Raw genomic sequence first — 14,772 nt, forward strand, 5'->3', positions numbered from 1 at the left:
GTTCGGGCGCGTTCGCCCGCCGCACCCGATCGACCCGTCCGGAACCCTCGACGGAGTGGGCGGTGGAGCTGTGGCCCTCGGGGGTCGCCCCGAGGTCGCAGGAGCCCACCGTATCGAGGTCGTAGCCGAGTTCGTACGGGCGTATCCCGGCCTCCACCAGGGCGAACGTGCGGCCCGCGAGCCCCGCGCCCCGCACGTTCGGCGCCATGTCCAGCCACTCGTCGACGGGCGTCCCGCGCCGCGGTTCCCCAGCCGGTCGACGACCGAGGACGAGCGCACCCTGCGGTTGCGGTACCACTCGGCGCGGCCGTCGCGGATGCGGACGCCGTGCACCATGCCGGCGCCGAGCGTTTCGGATGTGGGCGGCGGGGTCCTCGATGCCGAGCGGATTCGGGCCGTTTCGCGGACAGCGGCCGTCGAGGTGGGCCGGGATCCGGCCGGTGACCGGCAGATCGAACGCGGTGACCTCCTCGGTGACCTGCGCGCAGCTCCCCGACAGATACCGGTTGACCGTCATGACGCCCGTCCTCGTCCCCGCTCGCCGGCGAGGAACGCCCGTCCCACCGCCGCCATCAGCGTGTCGAAGCGGCGGGCCGCCTTCTCCGGCGGGAAGTGGCCGGCGATCTCCGGGCTCATCGCCCCATGTGCCGCCGCCCAGAGGACCTTTGAGATCTCGTGCGCGTCTCCCGGACCGAGCACACCGGGATCGACGCACGCCTGAACGGCCGCGACGGAGGCGTCGAAGGCGCTCTCGGCCGCGCCCAGGGCTTCGGCACTCGGCCGGAAGCCGGGGACCGCCCGCTCGAACATCACCCGGTGGCAGGCCGGTTCGGTCAGTGCGTGGGCACGGTGGGCGGTCGCGAGGTTGTTGAGTCGAGTCAACGGGTCGCCGACGAGCGGTCGTCGAGCGGATGTCGTCAGGGCGCCGGACGTTCCTGCGGCAGTGGCCGGTGCGCGACGGACTCCGCCGGGATCACGTGTGCGGCGGAAGGTCTCCGGTTCCCGTGAAGATCCGGTCCAGGTGGTGGCGCAGCACCGCGACGGCCGACTCCGGCTTCCGCTGGCCCACCAGAATGCTGGTGCCCAGGCCCGCAGCCATGGCCAGAAGACTGATCGCCTCCGTGCGCGCGTCGGCGTCGCGGTCGGCCAGACCGGCTTCCTGCGCCTGTCGCAGCAGGTGGGTCAGGGCGCTCTCGGCGGCGTCGGGGTTGTCGATGAAGGGCTGGGCGGCAAGTGCTCCGTCGGTCACGGACAGGATCGCGTACGAGGTGTAGAGGAGGTGGAAGGCACGGCTCTCCTCGTCGGCCGGGAGGGAGGCCAGGAGCAGCGCTTCGACGGTGGTGCGCGGGTCCGGGTCCTGATCGGCGGGGCGCAGGCGGGCGCTCACGCGTGCGGTGAAGAGGGCGGTCAGATGCTGCAGCCCGTAGAAGAGCAGTTTCTCCTTGGTCTGGAAGTAGTACTGCACCAGCCGCAGCGACACTCCGGCCTCGGCGGCCACGTCGCGCATGCCGACCGCGTGCAGTCCGCGCCGTGCGGCGACCCGGATGAGGGCTTCGGCGATCTGAGTGCGCCGTTCCTCGTGGTCCACGAGCTTTGGCATGGGTCGTATCTCCGCCCGACAGTGGTCAGTTCCCGGTCCAGACCACCTCATGATACCGCTGTACCACCATCGTGGTACGGTCGTATCACGAAGAATCGATCTCTCCGGAGGCGCCCCGTGACCGTGCCCGCGACCCGAACCAGCCCACGCCGCGACATCGGCCGCTACGTGAACGACGCCTTGCGCGACCGGTACTTCGCCGCCTGCGACGTCCTCTACGCCATGGGCGCGCCCGCCCGGTCCGAGACGGACGTGGAGACGAGCTTCGGCACCACGCACGTCTACCGGTACGGCCCGACGGACCCCGCCGACGAGTCCCGTACGCCGATCGTCCTGATCCACGGGTCCGGGGGCTGCTCCGCCCAGTGGTACCCCAACACCCCCGGGCTCAGTGCCCAACGCCCCGTGTACGCGCTGGACACCCCCGGCGATCCCGGTCGCAGCGTGCACCGCGAGCCGATGTGGCAGCCGGAGCGCGCGGCCCAGTGGCTCGACGAGGCGCTCGACGCGCTCGGCCTCGACCGGGTTCACCTCGTCGGTTCCTCCTACGGTGGCTGGCTGGTCCTCAACCAGGCGCACCGCAGGCCCGGCAGGCTCGCCTCGGTCACCCTGCTCGACCCCGGCGGCCTGGAGAAAGTGGGCCTGCGCTTCTTCGCCTGGATCTTCGTCAGCCTCTTCGCGACCTTCGCCCCGAAGGCGCTGCGCCCGCGCCTCGCCTCCTGGCTGGAGCAGCCGGTCATCGTCGTTCCCGAGCTGCGCGCGTGGATTCAGGCGGGCGTCCGGGCCTTCCGGATACGCCGTCCCGCGCCGCTGCCGCTGACCGAGGAGGAGCTGCGCACCATCGGCACCCCGCTCTACCTCGTCCTGGGCAAGCGAAGCCTGCTCGTGCACCCCAAGCGGCAACTGGAGCGCGTGCCGCGCCTGGTTCCCGGAGCCCGAGCCGAGATCATCGCCGACACCGGCCACGGCCCCGCGATCGACCACCCCGAGCTGCTCAACGCCCGGATGCTGAACTTCATGAAGGACGTCGACTCCCTCAGCCCGGCCGCGGACCGCGGTGACGGCGACAGGTGACCCCGGGCCGCGGCCGCGGACGCGGACGAAGGCGGCTTCTTCGTCGTCCGCCCGCATTTCTCTGCGGCCGCCACCGCCCTCACCGCCGTCCCCGCCGGGCGACCGCGGCGCTCCTTCGACGCTCCGCCGGCCGGACTGCGTCTGACCGGGCAACATCGGCCGTCGTCGGTCGGCAACGGAAGAAAGCGCGGTATGTCCATGACCATGAACTTCGAGCACACGACTCTGGGCCAGCGGGTGCTGTTCGGCGCCGGACGGGCCGCCGCGCATCTCGCCGCGGAAGTCCGGCGACATCGGGCGTCCCGTGTGATGGTGATCGCCTCCGAGTTCGAACGGCCGCTCGCCGAGCAGGTGTGCCGGGACATCGACGTCGCCCGGTGGTTCGACGAGGTGGTCCAGCACGTGCCGGTGGCCAAGGCCGAGGCGGCCCGGGAGGCCGCCGCCTCGGACGAGACCGATCTCCTCGTGTGCGTCGGCGGCGGTTCGACGACGGGGCTGGCCAAGGCGGTTGCCCTGACCCTCGGCATTCCCATCGTGGCGGTGCCGACCACGTACGCCGGGTCCGAGGCCACGAACGTGTGGGGGATGACCGAGGACCGCACCAAGACCACCGGTGTCGACGACCGCGTGCTGCCGGCCGCGGTGATCTACGACGCGGCCCTCACCCTTTCCCTGCCCGTGGGCCTGTCGGTGGCGTCCGGGCTCAACAGCCTGGCGCACTGCGTGGACTCCCTGTGGGCGCCCAGGACGGATCCCATCAACCAGGCCCTGGCCCTGGAGGGGGCACGCGCCCTGGCGTCGGCCCTGCCCGGCATCGCACAGAACTCGCACGATCTGGAGGCGAGGGAGCGGGCTCTGTACGGGTGCTACCTGGCCGCGGTGGCCTTCGCTTCCGCCGGTTCCGGGCTGCACCACAAGATCTGCCACGTTCTCGGCGGCGCCTTCGACCTCCCGCACGCCCAGACCCACGCCGCCGTGCTGCCCCATGTGCTCGCGCTCAACGCGCCCGCCGTCCCGGAGTCGGCCGCCCGTCTCGCCACCGCCCTGGGCGGCCCCGATGCGGCGGGCGAGGACCCTGCCGCCGGAGCGGTGGCCGCGCTCAACCGTCTGTGCGGCACGCTCGACGCCCCGAGCCGGCTGGCCGACTACGGGCTCACCGGCAGCGACCTCCCCGGGGCCGTGGGCCGGGTCCTCACCTCCGCCCCGGCCTCCAATCCCGTGCGCCTCACCGAGGCCAACCTCACCGCCCTGCTCACCGGCGCCCTGGTCGGCGCCACCCCGACCACGGCCGCCCCGGCCGCGCGTTGAGGCTCGGCCACGGAGACGACCCGACCTCCTGCTCGGCGGGGGAGCACTGGGACCCGGGCGATGAGGAGCAGGCGGTCCTCATCGCCCGGCCCTACCGCCCTGCGCGTGCAGTTGGGGTTCGGGGCCGTCGGCCTCGTCGTCGTACGCCGCCGGGAGTTTCGCGGGTGGGACTTCGCTCGTCACCATGCTCGCCTCTGCCTCGGCGGTGGCCTCGGATCGTGTCCGGCGTGTGATGCGGGGTGGGCCGCCATCCGCTCGGGCGTGCCCATGGACCGGACGGCCCGGGCGGGCGGTCGCGCTGCCGAGGATGTGTCAGCGTCCCAGCCGGGCGTCGAGCCATGTGAGGACCTCGGGGGTCACGGGGTCGGTGATGTCCGCGAACTCCTGGTGCTTCTTGAGGAACTTGGCCACGTACGGGCAGACGGGGACGATCCGCATCCCGGAGGCGCGGACGTCGGTCAGGGCCTGCTCGACGAGGATCGTGGCGAGGCCCTGGCCGGCGTAGGCGTCGTCGATCTCGGTGTGGAAGAAGACCCGCCGGTCGTCGCGGTCGCGGTAGGCGGTCAGCCCGGCGCGCTTGTCGTCGACGAGGATCTCGTAGCGGTGGCGGGCGTCGACGCGGCGGACGAGGGGGGTGGTGGTCTGCTCGCTCATGGCGGTCCTCTCGGTGGGGAGTCAGTGGGGAGTCAGTGGGGGGATCAGTGGTGGGAGGGGTTTTTGCGGGGTGCGATGACGGCGTTCGGCAGGGCGGGGGCCGGCAGCCGGTCGCCGGGGTAGCCGTCGACGCTGCCGAAACGGTCGGAGGCCCGCTCCCATTCCTCCCGCGCTTCGACGATGTCCTGGTGGCTGCGGCCGATGAAGTTCCACCACATGACGATCTCCTCGCCGAACGGCGTGCCGCCGAGCAGGATGGCCCGTGCGCGGTGGTCGGAGGTGTTGGTGAGCGTGAGCGTCGTCCGTCCCGTGGCCACATAGCCGAGTTCGGCGGGGCGGAGCACCGTGCCGGCGAGGCGGATGTCGCCCTCGTCGACGAGCAGGCCGTGTTCGAAGGCCGGGTCGACGTCGAGGGTGACGGTGGCGCCGGGATCGAGGAGGAGTTCGGCGCCCAGGAGCGGGGTGAAGGTGCGGACGGGGGAGGTCTCGCCGGCCAGTGTGCCCAGGAAGACCCGGAGTTCGGCGCCGTCGACGCGCAGCGGCGCTGGGGCGTGGTGCTGGAAGTCGCGGGGCGCGTGGCGGTGTGCGTCGGGGAGGGCCAGCCAGAGCTGGACGCCGTGCAGGACGGTGGTGTCGGGTGTGGAGACCTCTGTGTGGCTGATGCCGTGCCCGCCGGTCATGAGGTTGATCTCCCCGGGCCGTACGAAGGCGTGGGTGCCCAGGCTGTCGCGGTGTTCGATCTCGCCGGTGAAGAGCCAGCTCACGGTCTGCAGCCCGGTGTGCGGGTGCGGGGCGACATCCATGCCGCCGGAGTCGGCGACCAGGTCGGGGCCGTAGTGGTCGGCGAAGCACCAGGCCCCGATGAGCGTCCGGGCCCGCTGCGGCAGCGTGCGGTGTACGGTCATGGCGCGCGGGCCGCCCAGCGGTACGTCCCGGGCCGTGAGGATCTCGACCTCTGTGTCGCTCATCTCCCTGCCCCTCCCAAAATAGTTTTGATTTCAACAATCATGGGGGATGATAGCCGTGACGGCAAAACCCGGCAACAGACGAAGGAGCACAGGGTGAGCGAGACGGCACAGGTCGTGGCAGCCCTCCGGTCCACCGGACGGATCTATCTCGACAAGCAGAGCCCCGCCGCGTACCAGGCACTGGTGAAGACGGCCGACGCCGTCCGCACGACCGCCGCCGACGCCGGTCTCGACCGGATCCTGGTCGAGCTGGTCAACCTCCGCGTCTCCCAGCTCAACGGCTGCGCCTACTGCCTCGACGTGCACACCCGGGCCGCGCTGCGGGCCGGTGAGACCACCCGGCGCATCGGAGTGCTCGCCGCCTGGCGCGACACCGAGCTCTTCACCGCCCGCGAGCGCGCCGCCCTCGCCCTCGCCGAGGCCACCACCCACCCCGCCGACGCCCTCGCCCAGGAGCGGGCGTACGCCGAGGCCCGCGAGGTGCTGAACGACGACGAGCTGTCCGCGGTGATCTGGGTGGCCATCACCATCAATGCCTTCAACCGGGTCTCGATCCTGAGCAAGCACCCGGTGCGCGAGACTCCCTCCCGCTGAAGCGCACGACCCGGTGCGCGGCGCGGCGGCCCCGACGGGGGCGGCCGTTGTCGTCGCGGCCGGGCAGCGGCCGGCGACCGCTGACGCCCCGCCCCATGGCATACCGGCAGAGCCCTGCCGTGCCGAGGGGGACCGGCCGACGGTGTGGCCGGGGCACCGGATGCGGCGCTCTCAGAAGTAGCCGCCGTCGACAGGCAGAGTGCGGCCGGTCATATAGGCGGCGTCGTCGGAGGCGAGGAAGGCGTAGCCCGCGGCGATCTCCTCCGGCTGCGCCAGCCGGCCGAGCGCCCCGTGGACCGCGAGCCATTGAGACAGTGGCATGGTGTCCCGGACCGCGGGGTGCTGGTAGCTGTGGGCATGCTCGGCCGCCATGTCGGTGGCCGTGCCGCCGGGGGCGATGGCGTTGACGGTGATGCCGCGTCGGCCGAGTTCGGCGGACAGGTTGAGGACCATGGCTTCCACGGCGGCCTTGGACGCCGCGTACAGAGTGTGGCCGAACACCGCCCGGGAGGCGCTCACGGAGGAGGTGAGCACGATCCGGCCGCCCGCACGCATGTGGGCGGCGGCGTGCTGCACGGCGAAGAGCTGGCCTCGGGTGTTGACGGCGAAGACGCGGTCGAAGTCGGCCGGGGCGATGTTCTCCAGGGAGTCGAAGTGCTCGATGCCCGCGCAGGACGCCAGCACGTCGAGCCGCCCGAACTCTGCCACCGCCCGTTCGACAAGGCCTTTCGTCTGGTCGGGGTCGGTGACGTCGGCGCGCAGCGCCACGGCACGGCCGCCGTCGGCGCAGAGCGAGGAGGCTGCGGCCTGCGCCGCCTCCTGGTTGTCCCGGTAGCCGATGACGACGGCAGCCCCCTCCGCGGCCAGGCGCGCGGCGACCGCCGCGCCGATCCCTCGGCTGCCTCCGGTCACCACGGCGACCTTGCCCGCGAAACGCGAGCTGCGCACTGCTGCCATCGGTCTTCCTCCCTTCCGATCCCGGTCAGGGCGACCGGCTCGGTCGGGGCGACCGGCCCGGTCTTCTCGACGGTAACGGTGAAGTCGAACCGCCGGGTGGCGCGACCGGGGCCGTTGGCGTGATCGAAGCAGCGGAGACGGCCGTTCACGGCCCCGCACCCCACGGGCGGACGAACACGACTCGCCCGCCGCGGCCGGAGCTGCAAAGGTTTGTCCTGCTGTCCTCCATCGGGAGGACCAGTGATCACACGTCGCCAGTTCTCGTCGCTCGGCGCCGGCGCGGCCGCAGCCCCGCCGGCCGGCGGTCCCTCGGCACAAGCGGCCCCGCGTGGGCGTTCTCCGGCGGGTCACGTCACGCTCGTCCACGGCGCCTACGCGGACGGCTCCTCCTGGTCGAAGGTGATCCCGCTGCTCAGGGCGGCAGGCCTGGGGGGCACCGCCGTGCAGAACCCGCTCACCTCGTTGCGGGACGACGCCGCGGCCACCGAGCGCGCGCCGGCGCGTCAGGACGGCCCCACCCTGCTGGTCGCCCACTCCTACGGCGGAACGATGATCTCCCAGGTGGGACTCGCGCCGAACGTCGCCGGGCTGGTCTTCGTCGCCGCACGGGCTCCGGGGGCCGCCGGCGGACATCGCCCCGGGTGATCCTGGACGCCGCCCGGAGCTGCTGACCCGGGCCCGAGGGCAGGGGTTCGGGACCGGCGCCTCGGCCGTCCGCACTCCTCTCGGGGCCGGGACTGCATGTCCGAAGCCAACTCGGGCGGCGGCGATGACGCGACGTACGCGCCCGGAGCGGTGCGCACCCCGTGGATAGCCGAGGCGCGGGCCTCCTCGCCGCCGCCGGTGTCGTCACCCCGGTCGCTGTTCGGATCGCTCCGCCTCGGAGGGGAGGGGGAGAGGCGCGGCGGGGCGGTGGAGCAGAACCCTGGCGGCCAGTCCGCAGGCCGCTCCGACCGCCACGGCGGTCGCGGCCGACCATCCGGGCCAGGGCAGCAGGCCCAGGGCCTGGTCGGCGGAGTGACGGCCCGGGCCGGTGAGCGAAAGGGCGGCGGCGATGACGATCAGGACCAGCGGGTACTCGTATCCGTCCTTCTGCACCCACAGGCCGTGGGGCCATTTCACGGTGAGGGCGACGGTCATCACGCCGATCGCCCCGGCGGCGGCGAGCGGGGTGAGCGCGCCGGCGGCGAGCAGCAGGCCGGAGCCGATCTGACCGGCCCCCGCGGAGAGCGCGGTGAGCGCCCCGCCGCGGAAGCCGTCGTGCCGGAACTCCTCGGCGCCGCCGGCCAGACCGCTGCCGCCCAGACGGAAGCTGACCTTCTGTATGCCGTGTCCGGCGATCAGCAGGCCCGCCACGAGGCGGAGAAGCAGCAGACCGGTGTCCATGTCGGCTCCGCTCAGCCCGCGGCGTGCGGGTCGATCATGGAGTGGGCGTAGACCACGCCCAGGCCGTAGGCGCCGCCGTGCTCCTTGACCACGTCCGTCGTCGCGGCGTACGTCTCGGTGCGCGCCCAGTCGCGCTGGAGTTCCAGCAGGACCTGGAGCCAGGTGACGGGCACGGCGCCGGCCGCGGTCATCCGCTGCATGGCGTGCTCGTGGGCGGCCGGGGTGACACCGGCGGAGGCGTCGGCGACGACGTACACCTCGTACCCCTGGTTGAGCGCGGAGAGGGCGGGCAGGACCAGGCAGACCTCGGTCCACAGGCCGGACAGGATGATCTTGCTGCGTCCGGTGGCCTTCACCGCGTCGACCAGCGCGGGGTCCTCCCAGGCATTCATGCTGGTCCGGTCGACCACTTCCTGCTCGGGGAAGACCGCGCGCAGCTGCGGCAGGATCGGTCCGGAGAAGGACTCGGCGGCGACGGTGGACAGGACGACGGGCACGTCGAAGACCCGGGCGGCCTTGGCCAGTCCGACGGTGGCGTTGACGACGGCGACCCGGTCGGCGCTTCCGGCGCCGAAGAACATCTGCGGCTGGTGGTCGACGAACAGCATCATCGCGTTGTCGGGGGTGAGCAGGTCCGGGCTCGGGGAGGCCTGCACGGAGTGGAGGTCGAGCGCGAAGTCGGTCATCGAGGGGTCCTCTCGTTGATCAGTGGGATGGGATGGGGCGGAATGGCCGCGAAGGCCGCAGGGGGACGCTGTGGGGTTCCACGGCGTCACGGCACGAAACACGGGTCGGAGGCCGACGTCCGCTCCGCAGGGGCCGACCCGCGGGCGACGCGCCACTGGCGGTGCTGCTCGGACTCGGCGGCGGCCTCGGCCAGCAGATCGGCCTGGCGGGCACCGCCGGCCGACGGAGGGAGGGCGGCCTGGTAGCCGCCGAAGTGGGCGACCGGACTCCAGGCCGGGCTGACGGGCGGCACGGCCTCGTCCATGCCCTCGTAGGTGTCCGCCGCGTACACGATCCGGCCGCCGACGGCCGTCAGCACGGACTCGATGTGCGGGATGTCGTCCGCCGGGACGGTGAGGTAGTCGTGGGAGAGAACGGCGAAGTCCGCGAAGCGGTTCTCCGCGAGGACGCCCTTGTCCGCTTCCTCGCCGGTGATCCGGGCCCCGCCCAGGGTGTACAGCTCCAGCGCCCGCTCGCGGGAGACGAGCCGGCCGGCCGGGCGCAGCGACAGACCGCCGACGGTGCGGCCGGTGACCAGCCAGTGCAGGGCGACCCAGGGGTTGTACGAGGAGACGCGGGTGGCGTCGGTGCCGGCCGCGACGGGGATCCCGAGCCGCAGCATGTCGGTGACGGGCGGTGCGCCGGCGGCGGCCTCGGCCCCGTACCGCTCGGCGAACACCCGGCCTTGGAAGGACATCCGGTTCTGCACGCCGATCGCGCCGCCGAGCGCGGCGATCCGTTCCAGGCTGTGCGGCGAGACCGTCTCGGCGTGGTCGAAAAGCCAGCGGTTCCCGGCCGGGAACAGCCCGTCGGCGGCGAGCTTCTCGAAGACGGCGAGGTCGCGGCGGATGGTCTCGTCGTACGTCGCGTGCAGCCGGAAGCCCCAGCCGTGTTCCATCAGCAGCCGGACCGCCTGCTCGAACTCGCCCTCGTAACCGGCGGCGAGCTCGGGCCGGGGCTCGGAGAAGTTCTCGAAGTCCGCGGCGGCCCAGGTCAGATTCTCCCCGGCGCCGTTGAGCCGCAGCCACTCGTCGCCGTCGCCCGGTCGCACGGTCTCGGTCCAGCGGCGCAGGTCCGCGAGTTCCTGGCCTGCGGTCTGCGGGAACAGGTGATAGCCGATCCGTACGCTGAGCTCGCCGGCCCGGGCCAGCTCGGTGACGGTGGCGTAGTTCTCCGGGAAGCTCTGGAACCCGCCCGCGGCGTCGACGGCCGAGGTCAGCCCGAAGCGGTTCAGCTCGCGCAGGAAGTGGCGGGTGGAGACCTTCCTGTCGGCCTCGTCGAGGGCGGGCGCCTTGGCGAGGGTGGAGTAGAGGATCAGCGCGCCGGGGGCCGCGAGGAGCAGGCCGTTGGGCTCTCCGTTCCGGTCGCGGACGATGTGCCCGCCCTTCGGGTCGGGGGTGTCCCGGGTGAACCCGCCGGCGCGCACGGCGGCCCGGTTGAGGATCGCGGACTGGTAGAGGTGCAGGACGAAGACCGGTGTGTCGGGCGCGGCGGCGGTGAGCTCGGCCGGGGTGGGCATCCGGCGTTCGGCGAACTGCTCCGCCGTCCAGCCGCCCACGACCCGGATCCACTGGCCCTTGGGCGTCCGCTCGGCCTGGGCGCGCAGCATCGCGAGGGCCCGGCGCAGGGAGCGGACGCCGTCCCAGCGCAGCTCCAGCACATAGTTCAGGCCGCCTCGGATGACGTGCAGATGGGAGTCGTTCAGTCCGGGGACGACCCGTCGGCCGAGCGCGTCGACGACCCGGGTCCCGGGTCCGACGAGACCGGCGATGTCGCCGTCGTCGCCCAGGGCCGTGATCCGGCCGCCGCGCACCGCGAGCGCCGTGGCGGCGGGCCGTTGCGGATCCTGGGTGTGGATCTTGCCGTTACGCAGGACGAGGTCTGCGTGTTCCCCGTCCGGTGAGCCGTGAGCGGGGGTGATCCCGCCGACGGGCATGCTGGCCATGGTGCTCGCTTTCGATCGTCGCGATGGGAGGGGAGCGGACGTCTCGGGGGCCGTATGTCAGGAGCCGTACGTCACGGACCGAGCGAATCGGGCTGACGGCGAGGGCCGGGCGCGCGGGGCCTCGAATCGGGCGGAGGCTCAGAGGGTGCGGCGTACGCCGGCCTGCCGTTCGAGGTTGCTCAGCTGGACGGACAGGCTGCCCTCGACGGCGTGATGGGCGGGGCCGCTGCGGCCGATGGGCAGAACCTCCTCGCCGCGCATGTCCTCCAGCATCAGCGCGAACGCCGTGTACAGGGCGACGGAGGCCAGCAGCAGCCCGAGGCATCCGGAGAGGGTTCCCAGCCACTCGGCCCCGGTGAGGTTGGCGAGCGCCGCCACGGTGAACCGGGGGACGGCTGTGCACAGCACCAGCCACAGGGCACGCTTGCGCCCCGCCACGACTGCCATCAGCAGGGCGAAGAGCGCGAAGACGGCGTTGAGGACGCCCAGGACGCGCACGCCGTCCGGCGGATCGAGGACCAGGGTCAGCGAACTAGCCAGCCACAGGCCGGAGAAGCAGGCCATCAGCGTGGCGGCCAGGACGTCCCGAGCGCCGAAGGCGAGGACTCCCACCAGGAGTTGGAGGACGAAGGCGGGCAGGATCGCCAGGCCGACGGCCCGCCGCCCGCCCTCCTCGAAGACGCCCAGCTGGAAGCAGCCGACGATCACCGAGGCGATGGCGACGGTGTAGAAGCCGAGGGGCATCGGGGACGCGATCGGCCGCAGATTGATCCGCGTCATCCGGCGTAGGTCGGGCTCGAAGTGCCGTCCGCCGCCGAGCGGCTCGTCGCCCGTGTCCGCGGTCGGCGAGGTCGGCTCAGTCATCGGTCAGGGCCTTGTGCAGCGTACGGGTGGCGAGCTCGATCGCCGACTGGGCCGCGTACGTCTCGCGCAGGGCGTCGAGCATCACGAAGTCGTGGATGACGCCCTGGTGGCGGACGGCGGTGACCGGCACTCCGGCGGCGCGGAGCGGGGAGGCGGTGATCCGGGCGCGGTCGGTCTCATCGGTCGTGCACTGGTCCCAGAACCACTGCATGCCGTCGCGGCGCAGGAAGTAGCCTTCGGCGAACCGGTGGTGGGAGCCGGTGTCGAAGCTCGCGTCGGTGACCGGGGAGAACATCCGGCCCGCGCCGTGGGGGCAGAGGACGACCGGGAGCGGTCTCGTGGTGCCCGATGGCCGGACGACGCGGGCCCGGACCTCACCGGTCGGACCACCGGCCGCGGTCGCCCACTCCTCGTCCACGGCGGGCACGGCGACCGGGCCGGACTGCACCTCGTCGACGGCCTTGCGCCCCTCGGCCGGCGGGATCTGGAACAGGTACGGCGGCTCGGCCGTGGCCTGGGCGAACCCGGTCGCGGCCGGCTCCGGAACGGGTGCGACAGGGGTGACGGGGGTGACGGGTGCACGGTCGGTCATGGTCCGGCCTCTCGGTGGGGACGGGGGCGGCCCGGAAGCCGTCGGCGCGCGTCCCTCGCATCGGGTTCGCGTGGCAATCCAGAACGTAGCCGGGTAGGAGCGGCCCAAGTTGCCTCAGAGTGCAGGTGACTTGACCCTCCGTGCAGCATTTGGCCGTCACGAGGCCGCCGGTTGTCCGACAATGCGGCGGAGGCGCCCGACGGGCCCGATTCGGAGGGGGACCGCGTGCTGTTGCTGGACCTGGACACGTTCGATCCGCAGGACCGGGTGGAGGCGTTCCACCACGCACTGACGGACGCGTCGGTGCCGAACGACATCGTCCACGAGGTGCCCGACACCGGGATGCGCGCACGCGTCGAGGCGTGGCGGGTGGGTGCGCTCGACCTCGTCGACGCGCGCAGCACCGGCTTCGAGGTGCGGCGCACGGCCAGACACGTGCGATGGCACCGAGACCGCCCGGTGGTGTCCGTCTCGCTCCAGAGCCGCGGCGTCCACCACGCCGAGAACGGCGGCGAGCGCTACACCCTGGGCTCGGACGACGTCGCTGTCTTCCACGAGCTCGCGCCCCGCCGGTACGGCTGGTCCGGTGAGGGCGCCTCCCAGGCCATCACCATCGACGTGGAGCACCTCGCCGTATCGGTGGACACCGTCGTCCGCGCCTCCTTACGTCTGCGCGCGAGCCCCCTGCACGACCTGGTCCTGACTCACCTGCGCGCCTTCTGGCGGGACCCCGGGGCCCTGGCGGCCGACCCCGGCGCCGCCGCCCTGTCCAACGCCACCATCGAGCTGGTCCGGGCGCTGCTCACCTCGGCGGCGCACGACGAGGACGACCGCCGGGTCCGCTCGGCCCTGGACGACTCCCTGGCCGCCCGGATCATGGCGTACGTACGTCGCCACCTCGCCGACCCCGAACTCACCCCGGACCGCATCGCCAGGGAACACGCCGTCTCCCGGCGCCAGTTGTACGCCGTCCTCGCCCGCGCCGGCATCAGCCTGGAACAGTGGGTCATCGGCGAGCGGCTGGAAGCGGCCTGCCGCCTGCTGACCTCCCCGCGCCACATCGGCCTCCCCGTGTCCGCCGTGGCGGCCCGCTGCGGGTTCACGAGCCCCAGCCATTTCACCCGCCGGTTCCGCGCGGCCTACGGGGTCACGCCGCGCGAATGGCGGCGGCTGCGGATCCAGGAGGCGGCGTCGTCCCCTCGTACCGGGGGGTGAGGGGCGGCAGGGAGGTGATCCAGCCGCCGTGGTCGATGCGCCAGGTGCCGCCGTCCGCACCCGCGCCGCGGACGCCGTCGAGGACGCCGGGGCCGGCGAGTGCGGCGACTGCCGGTTCGGCGAGGGACGCGAAGCCGAAGGTGCGGTCCGGGCGCCAGGGGGTGCTGTGGTGCAGGCGCCGGGCGAGTTGTGCCCAGCCGAGCGGGGCGGCCGCGATGACGAGGGCGTCGGGTTCCCGGGCGGTGAGGCGATGGGCGGGCCGCAGCCAGGAAGCGGCCTGTTCGGGCCAGTCGACGACGGTGAGGACGGTGCCGTCGGCGGCCTGCCAGGCGTCGGCGAATGCCGCGGCGGCCGCGCGGGAGGCGTCGTCGCGGCTGTGGCCGATGGCGACGCTGTGCAGGCGCGGGCGGCGGTGGCCGGTGAGCAGGCGCAGCAGGGCGACGAGTTCGGGGGCGGTGTGCGGGGCCGGTGCGGGCAGGTCGCCGAAGGCGGTGCGCTCGGGTGCGGACAGCAGGGGCGAGCGGGCGGGAGCGGGGTGCTGGTTCATGGGGTGCGGGTCCTTCGGAGGGATTTCCACTGCCGGTACCTCTCGGGCAGGCATACCGCGCAGGGCCGGTAGCCGGCGGTGAGCGCGGTGGCTTCGTCGGCGAAGAAGACGCGGTGGCGCACGTAGCCGCCGGCGGCGACGGCGCGCCGGGCGGAGGGGCAGTCGAGGCGTCCGTAGAGGCGGCCTCGGCGGTGGCCGCCGTAGGTGCCGGGCGTGGTGCTGGGGTAGGGCTGGTCGTCCGGTCCGGTCAGGGTGTAGAGGTGCGGGGCGGGAGAGGCGCGACCCTCGCGGCGCTCGGCGGGTCCGTCGGTGGCCGGCATGGGGGTGGCGGGCATGGCTGTG

Annotated in this window: 17 protein-coding genes; 5 read left to right on the forward strand and 12 right to left on the reverse strand. The window is 73.0% G+C overall.

What is annotated here, in order from left to right; genetic code table 11:
• Window positions 1-513: 513 nt before the first annotated feature.
• Together WA762_RS10385 and WA762_RS10390 are read right to left on the reverse strand one after the other, a co-directional pair.
• Complete coding sequence (locus WA762_RS10385) at window positions 514-882, reverse strand: TetR-like C-terminal domain-containing protein (protein WP_335935027.1); 369 nt, start codon at window positions 880-882, stop codon at window positions 514-516.
• Window positions 883-973: 91 nt separating this feature from the next.
• Window positions 974-1,600, reverse strand: coding sequence for a TetR/AcrR family transcriptional regulator (locus tag WA762_RS10390; RefSeq protein ID WP_335935028.1), 627 nt, complete (start codon window positions 1,598-1,600; stop codon window positions 974-976).
• Between the two features lie 117 nt (window positions 1,601-1,717).
• On the opposite strand from WA762_RS10390, the gene WA762_RS10395 reads away from it, so the two are divergent.
• Together WA762_RS10395 and WA762_RS10400 are read left to right on the forward strand one after the other, a co-directional pair.
• Entirely contained in the window at window positions 1,718-2,674 is a 957-nt protein-coding gene (locus tag WA762_RS10395) for an alpha/beta fold hydrolase (protein WP_335935030.1), read from the forward strand.
• Between the two features lie 192 nt (window positions 2,675-2,866).
• Complete coding sequence (locus WA762_RS10400) at window positions 2,867-3,982, forward strand: maleylacetate reductase (protein WP_335935031.1); 1,116 nt, start codon at window positions 2,867-2,869, stop codon at window positions 3,980-3,982.
• A gap of 312 nt (window positions 3,983-4,294) precedes the next feature.
• Here the strand turns inward: WA762_RS10400 and WA762_RS10405 are convergent, their stop codons facing one another.
• Together WA762_RS10405 and WA762_RS10410 are read right to left on the reverse strand one after the other, a co-directional pair.
• The gene (locus tag WA762_RS10405; RefSeq protein ID WP_335935033.1) at window positions 4,295-4,636 is read right to left on the reverse strand and encodes a GNAT family N-acetyltransferase; all 342 of its coding nucleotides are present in this window, start codon (window positions 4,634-4,636) and stop codon (window positions 4,295-4,297) included.
• Window positions 4,637-4,680: 44 nt separating this feature from the next.
• On the reverse strand, window positions 4,681-5,604 hold the full coding sequence (locus WA762_RS10410) for a pirin family protein (RefSeq protein WP_335935034.1): 924 nt from the start codon (window positions 5,602-5,604) through the stop codon (window positions 4,681-4,683).
• A 93-nt stretch (window positions 5,605-5,697) separates the two neighbouring features.
• Between WA762_RS10410 and WA762_RS10415 the strand changes: the two genes are divergently transcribed.
• On the forward strand, window positions 5,698-6,198 hold the full coding sequence (locus WA762_RS10415; RefSeq protein ID WP_335935035.1) for a carboxymuconolactone decarboxylase family protein: 501 nt from the start codon (window positions 5,698-5,700) through the stop codon (window positions 6,196-6,198).
• A 171-nt stretch (window positions 6,199-6,369) separates the two neighbouring features.
• On the opposite strand, the gene WA762_RS10420 is transcribed toward WA762_RS10415, so the two are convergent.
• Window positions 6,370-7,155 carry an SDR family NAD(P)-dependent oxidoreductase gene (locus WA762_RS10420; protein WP_335935037.1) on the reverse strand — a complete coding sequence of 262 codons (786 nt, stop codon included), beginning with the start codon at window positions 7,153-7,155 and terminating at the stop codon, window positions 6,370-6,372.
• A 240-nt stretch (window positions 7,156-7,395) separates the two neighbouring features.
• On the opposite strand from WA762_RS10420, the gene WA762_RS10425 reads away from it, so the two are divergent.
• Window positions 7,396-7,800 carry an alpha/beta fold hydrolase gene (locus tag WA762_RS10425; protein WP_335935038.1) on the forward strand — a complete coding sequence of 135 codons (405 nt, stop codon included), beginning with the start codon at window positions 7,396-7,398 and terminating at the stop codon, window positions 7,798-7,800.
• A gap of 204 nt (window positions 7,801-8,004) precedes the next feature.
• Here WA762_RS10425 and WA762_RS10430 read toward each other — a convergent pair whose 3' ends face one another.
• The 5 genes from WA762_RS10430 to WA762_RS10450 form a co-directional block, all read right to left on the reverse strand.
• Window positions 8,005-8,541: a DoxX family protein gene (locus WA762_RS10430; protein ID WP_335935039.1), complete on the reverse strand. Its 537-nt coding sequence runs from the start codon at window positions 8,539-8,541 to the stop codon at window positions 8,005-8,007.
• Window positions 8,542-8,552: 11 nt separating this feature from the next.
• Complete coding sequence (locus WA762_RS10435; RefSeq protein ID WP_335935040.1) at window positions 8,553-9,227, reverse strand: hydrolase; 675 nt, start codon at window positions 9,225-9,227, stop codon at window positions 8,553-8,555.
• Between the two features lie 86 nt (window positions 9,228-9,313).
• Window positions 9,314-11,212, reverse strand: coding sequence for an amidohydrolase (locus tag WA762_RS10440; RefSeq protein WP_335935041.1), 1,899 nt, complete (start codon window positions 11,210-11,212; stop codon window positions 9,314-9,316).
• A gap of 138 nt (window positions 11,213-11,350) precedes the next feature.
• Window positions 11,351-12,076 carry an acetate uptake transporter family protein gene (locus WA762_RS10445; RefSeq protein ID WP_335935042.1) on the reverse strand — a complete coding sequence of 242 codons (726 nt, stop codon included), beginning with the start codon at window positions 12,074-12,076 and terminating at the stop codon, window positions 11,351-11,353.
• The gene (locus WA762_RS10450) at window positions 12,069-12,668 is read right to left on the reverse strand and encodes an alpha/beta hydrolase fold domain-containing protein (protein WP_335935043.1); all 600 of its coding nucleotides are present in this window, start codon (window positions 12,666-12,668) and stop codon (window positions 12,069-12,071) included. The genes WA762_RS10445 and WA762_RS10450 overlap by 8 nt, the downstream gene beginning before the upstream one ends.
• 225 nt (window positions 12,669-12,893) lie before the next feature.
• Between WA762_RS10450 and WA762_RS10455 the strand changes: the two genes are divergently transcribed.
• Window positions 12,894-13,883, forward strand: coding sequence for an AraC family transcriptional regulator (locus WA762_RS10455; protein ID WP_335935044.1), 990 nt, complete (start codon window positions 12,894-12,896; stop codon window positions 13,881-13,883).
• Here WA762_RS10455 and WA762_RS10460 read toward each other — a convergent pair.
• Together WA762_RS10460 and WA762_RS10465 are read right to left on the reverse strand one after the other, a co-directional pair.
• Window positions 13,816-14,430, reverse strand: a complete 615-nt coding sequence (locus WA762_RS10460) for a hypothetical protein (RefSeq protein ID WP_335935045.1) — start codon at window positions 14,428-14,430, stop codon at window positions 13,816-13,818. The two genes, WA762_RS10455 and WA762_RS10460, sit on opposite strands and share 68 nt — an antisense overlap.
• Window positions 14,427-14,765: an Ada metal-binding domain-containing protein gene (locus WA762_RS10465; RefSeq protein WP_335935046.1), complete on the reverse strand. Its 339-nt coding sequence runs from the start codon at window positions 14,763-14,765 to the stop codon at window positions 14,427-14,429. The genes WA762_RS10460 and WA762_RS10465 overlap by 4 nt, the downstream gene beginning before the upstream one ends.
• Window positions 14,766-14,772: the final 7 nt, after the last annotated feature.

This window comes from Streptomyces tyrfis, from assembly GCF_037034285.1.
Classification (GTDB): Bacteria; Actinomycetota; Actinomycetes; order Streptomycetales; family Streptomycetaceae; genus Streptomyces.

Bases quoted from the DNA above. Each gene is read 5' to 3' on its own strand.
- WA762_RS10420 (WP_335935037.1), bottom strand. From the start codon at position 7,155: ATGGCAGCAGTGCGCAGCTCGCGTTTCGCGGGCAAGGTCGCCGTGGTG.
- WA762_RS10465 (WP_335935046.1), bottom strand. From the start codon at position 14,765: ATGCCCGCCACCCCCATGCCGGCCACCGACGGACCCGCCGAGCGCCGC.
- WA762_RS10410 (WP_335935034.1), bottom strand. From the start codon at position 5,604: ATGAGCGACACAGAGGTCGAGATCCTCACGGCCCGGGACGTACCGCTG.
- WA762_RS10440 (WP_335935041.1), bottom strand. From the start codon at position 11,212: ATGGCCAGCATGCCCGTCGGCGGGATCACCCCCGCTCACGGCTCACCG.
- WA762_RS10445 (WP_335935042.1), bottom strand. From the start codon at position 12,076: ATGACTGAGCCGACCTCGCCGACCGCGGACACGGGCGACGAGCCGCTC.
- WA762_RS10405 (WP_335935033.1), bottom strand. From the start codon at position 4,636: ATGAGCGAGCAGACCACCACCCCCCTCGTCCGCCGCGTCGACGCCCGC.
- WA762_RS10390 (WP_335935028.1), bottom strand. From the start codon at position 1,600: ATGCCAAAGCTCGTGGACCACGAGGAACGGCGCACTCAGATCGCCGAA.
- WA762_RS10435 (WP_335935040.1), bottom strand. From the start codon at position 9,227: ATGACCGACTTCGCGCTCGACCTCCACTCCGTGCAGGCCTCCCCGAGC.
- WA762_RS10450 (WP_335935043.1), bottom strand. From the start codon at position 12,668: ATGACCGACCGTGCACCCGTCACCCCCGTCACCCCTGTCGCACCCGTT.
- WA762_RS10430 (WP_335935039.1), bottom strand. From the start codon at position 8,541: ATGGACACCGGTCTGCTGCTTCTCCGCCTCGTGGCGGGCCTGCTGATC.
- WA762_RS10460 (WP_335935045.1), bottom strand. From the start codon at position 14,430: ATGAACCAGCACCCCGCTCCCGCCCGCTCGCCCCTGCTGTCCGCACCC.
- WA762_RS10400 (WP_335935031.1), top strand. From the start codon at position 2,867: ATGTCCATGACCATGAACTTCGAGCACACGACTCTGGGCCAGCGGGTG.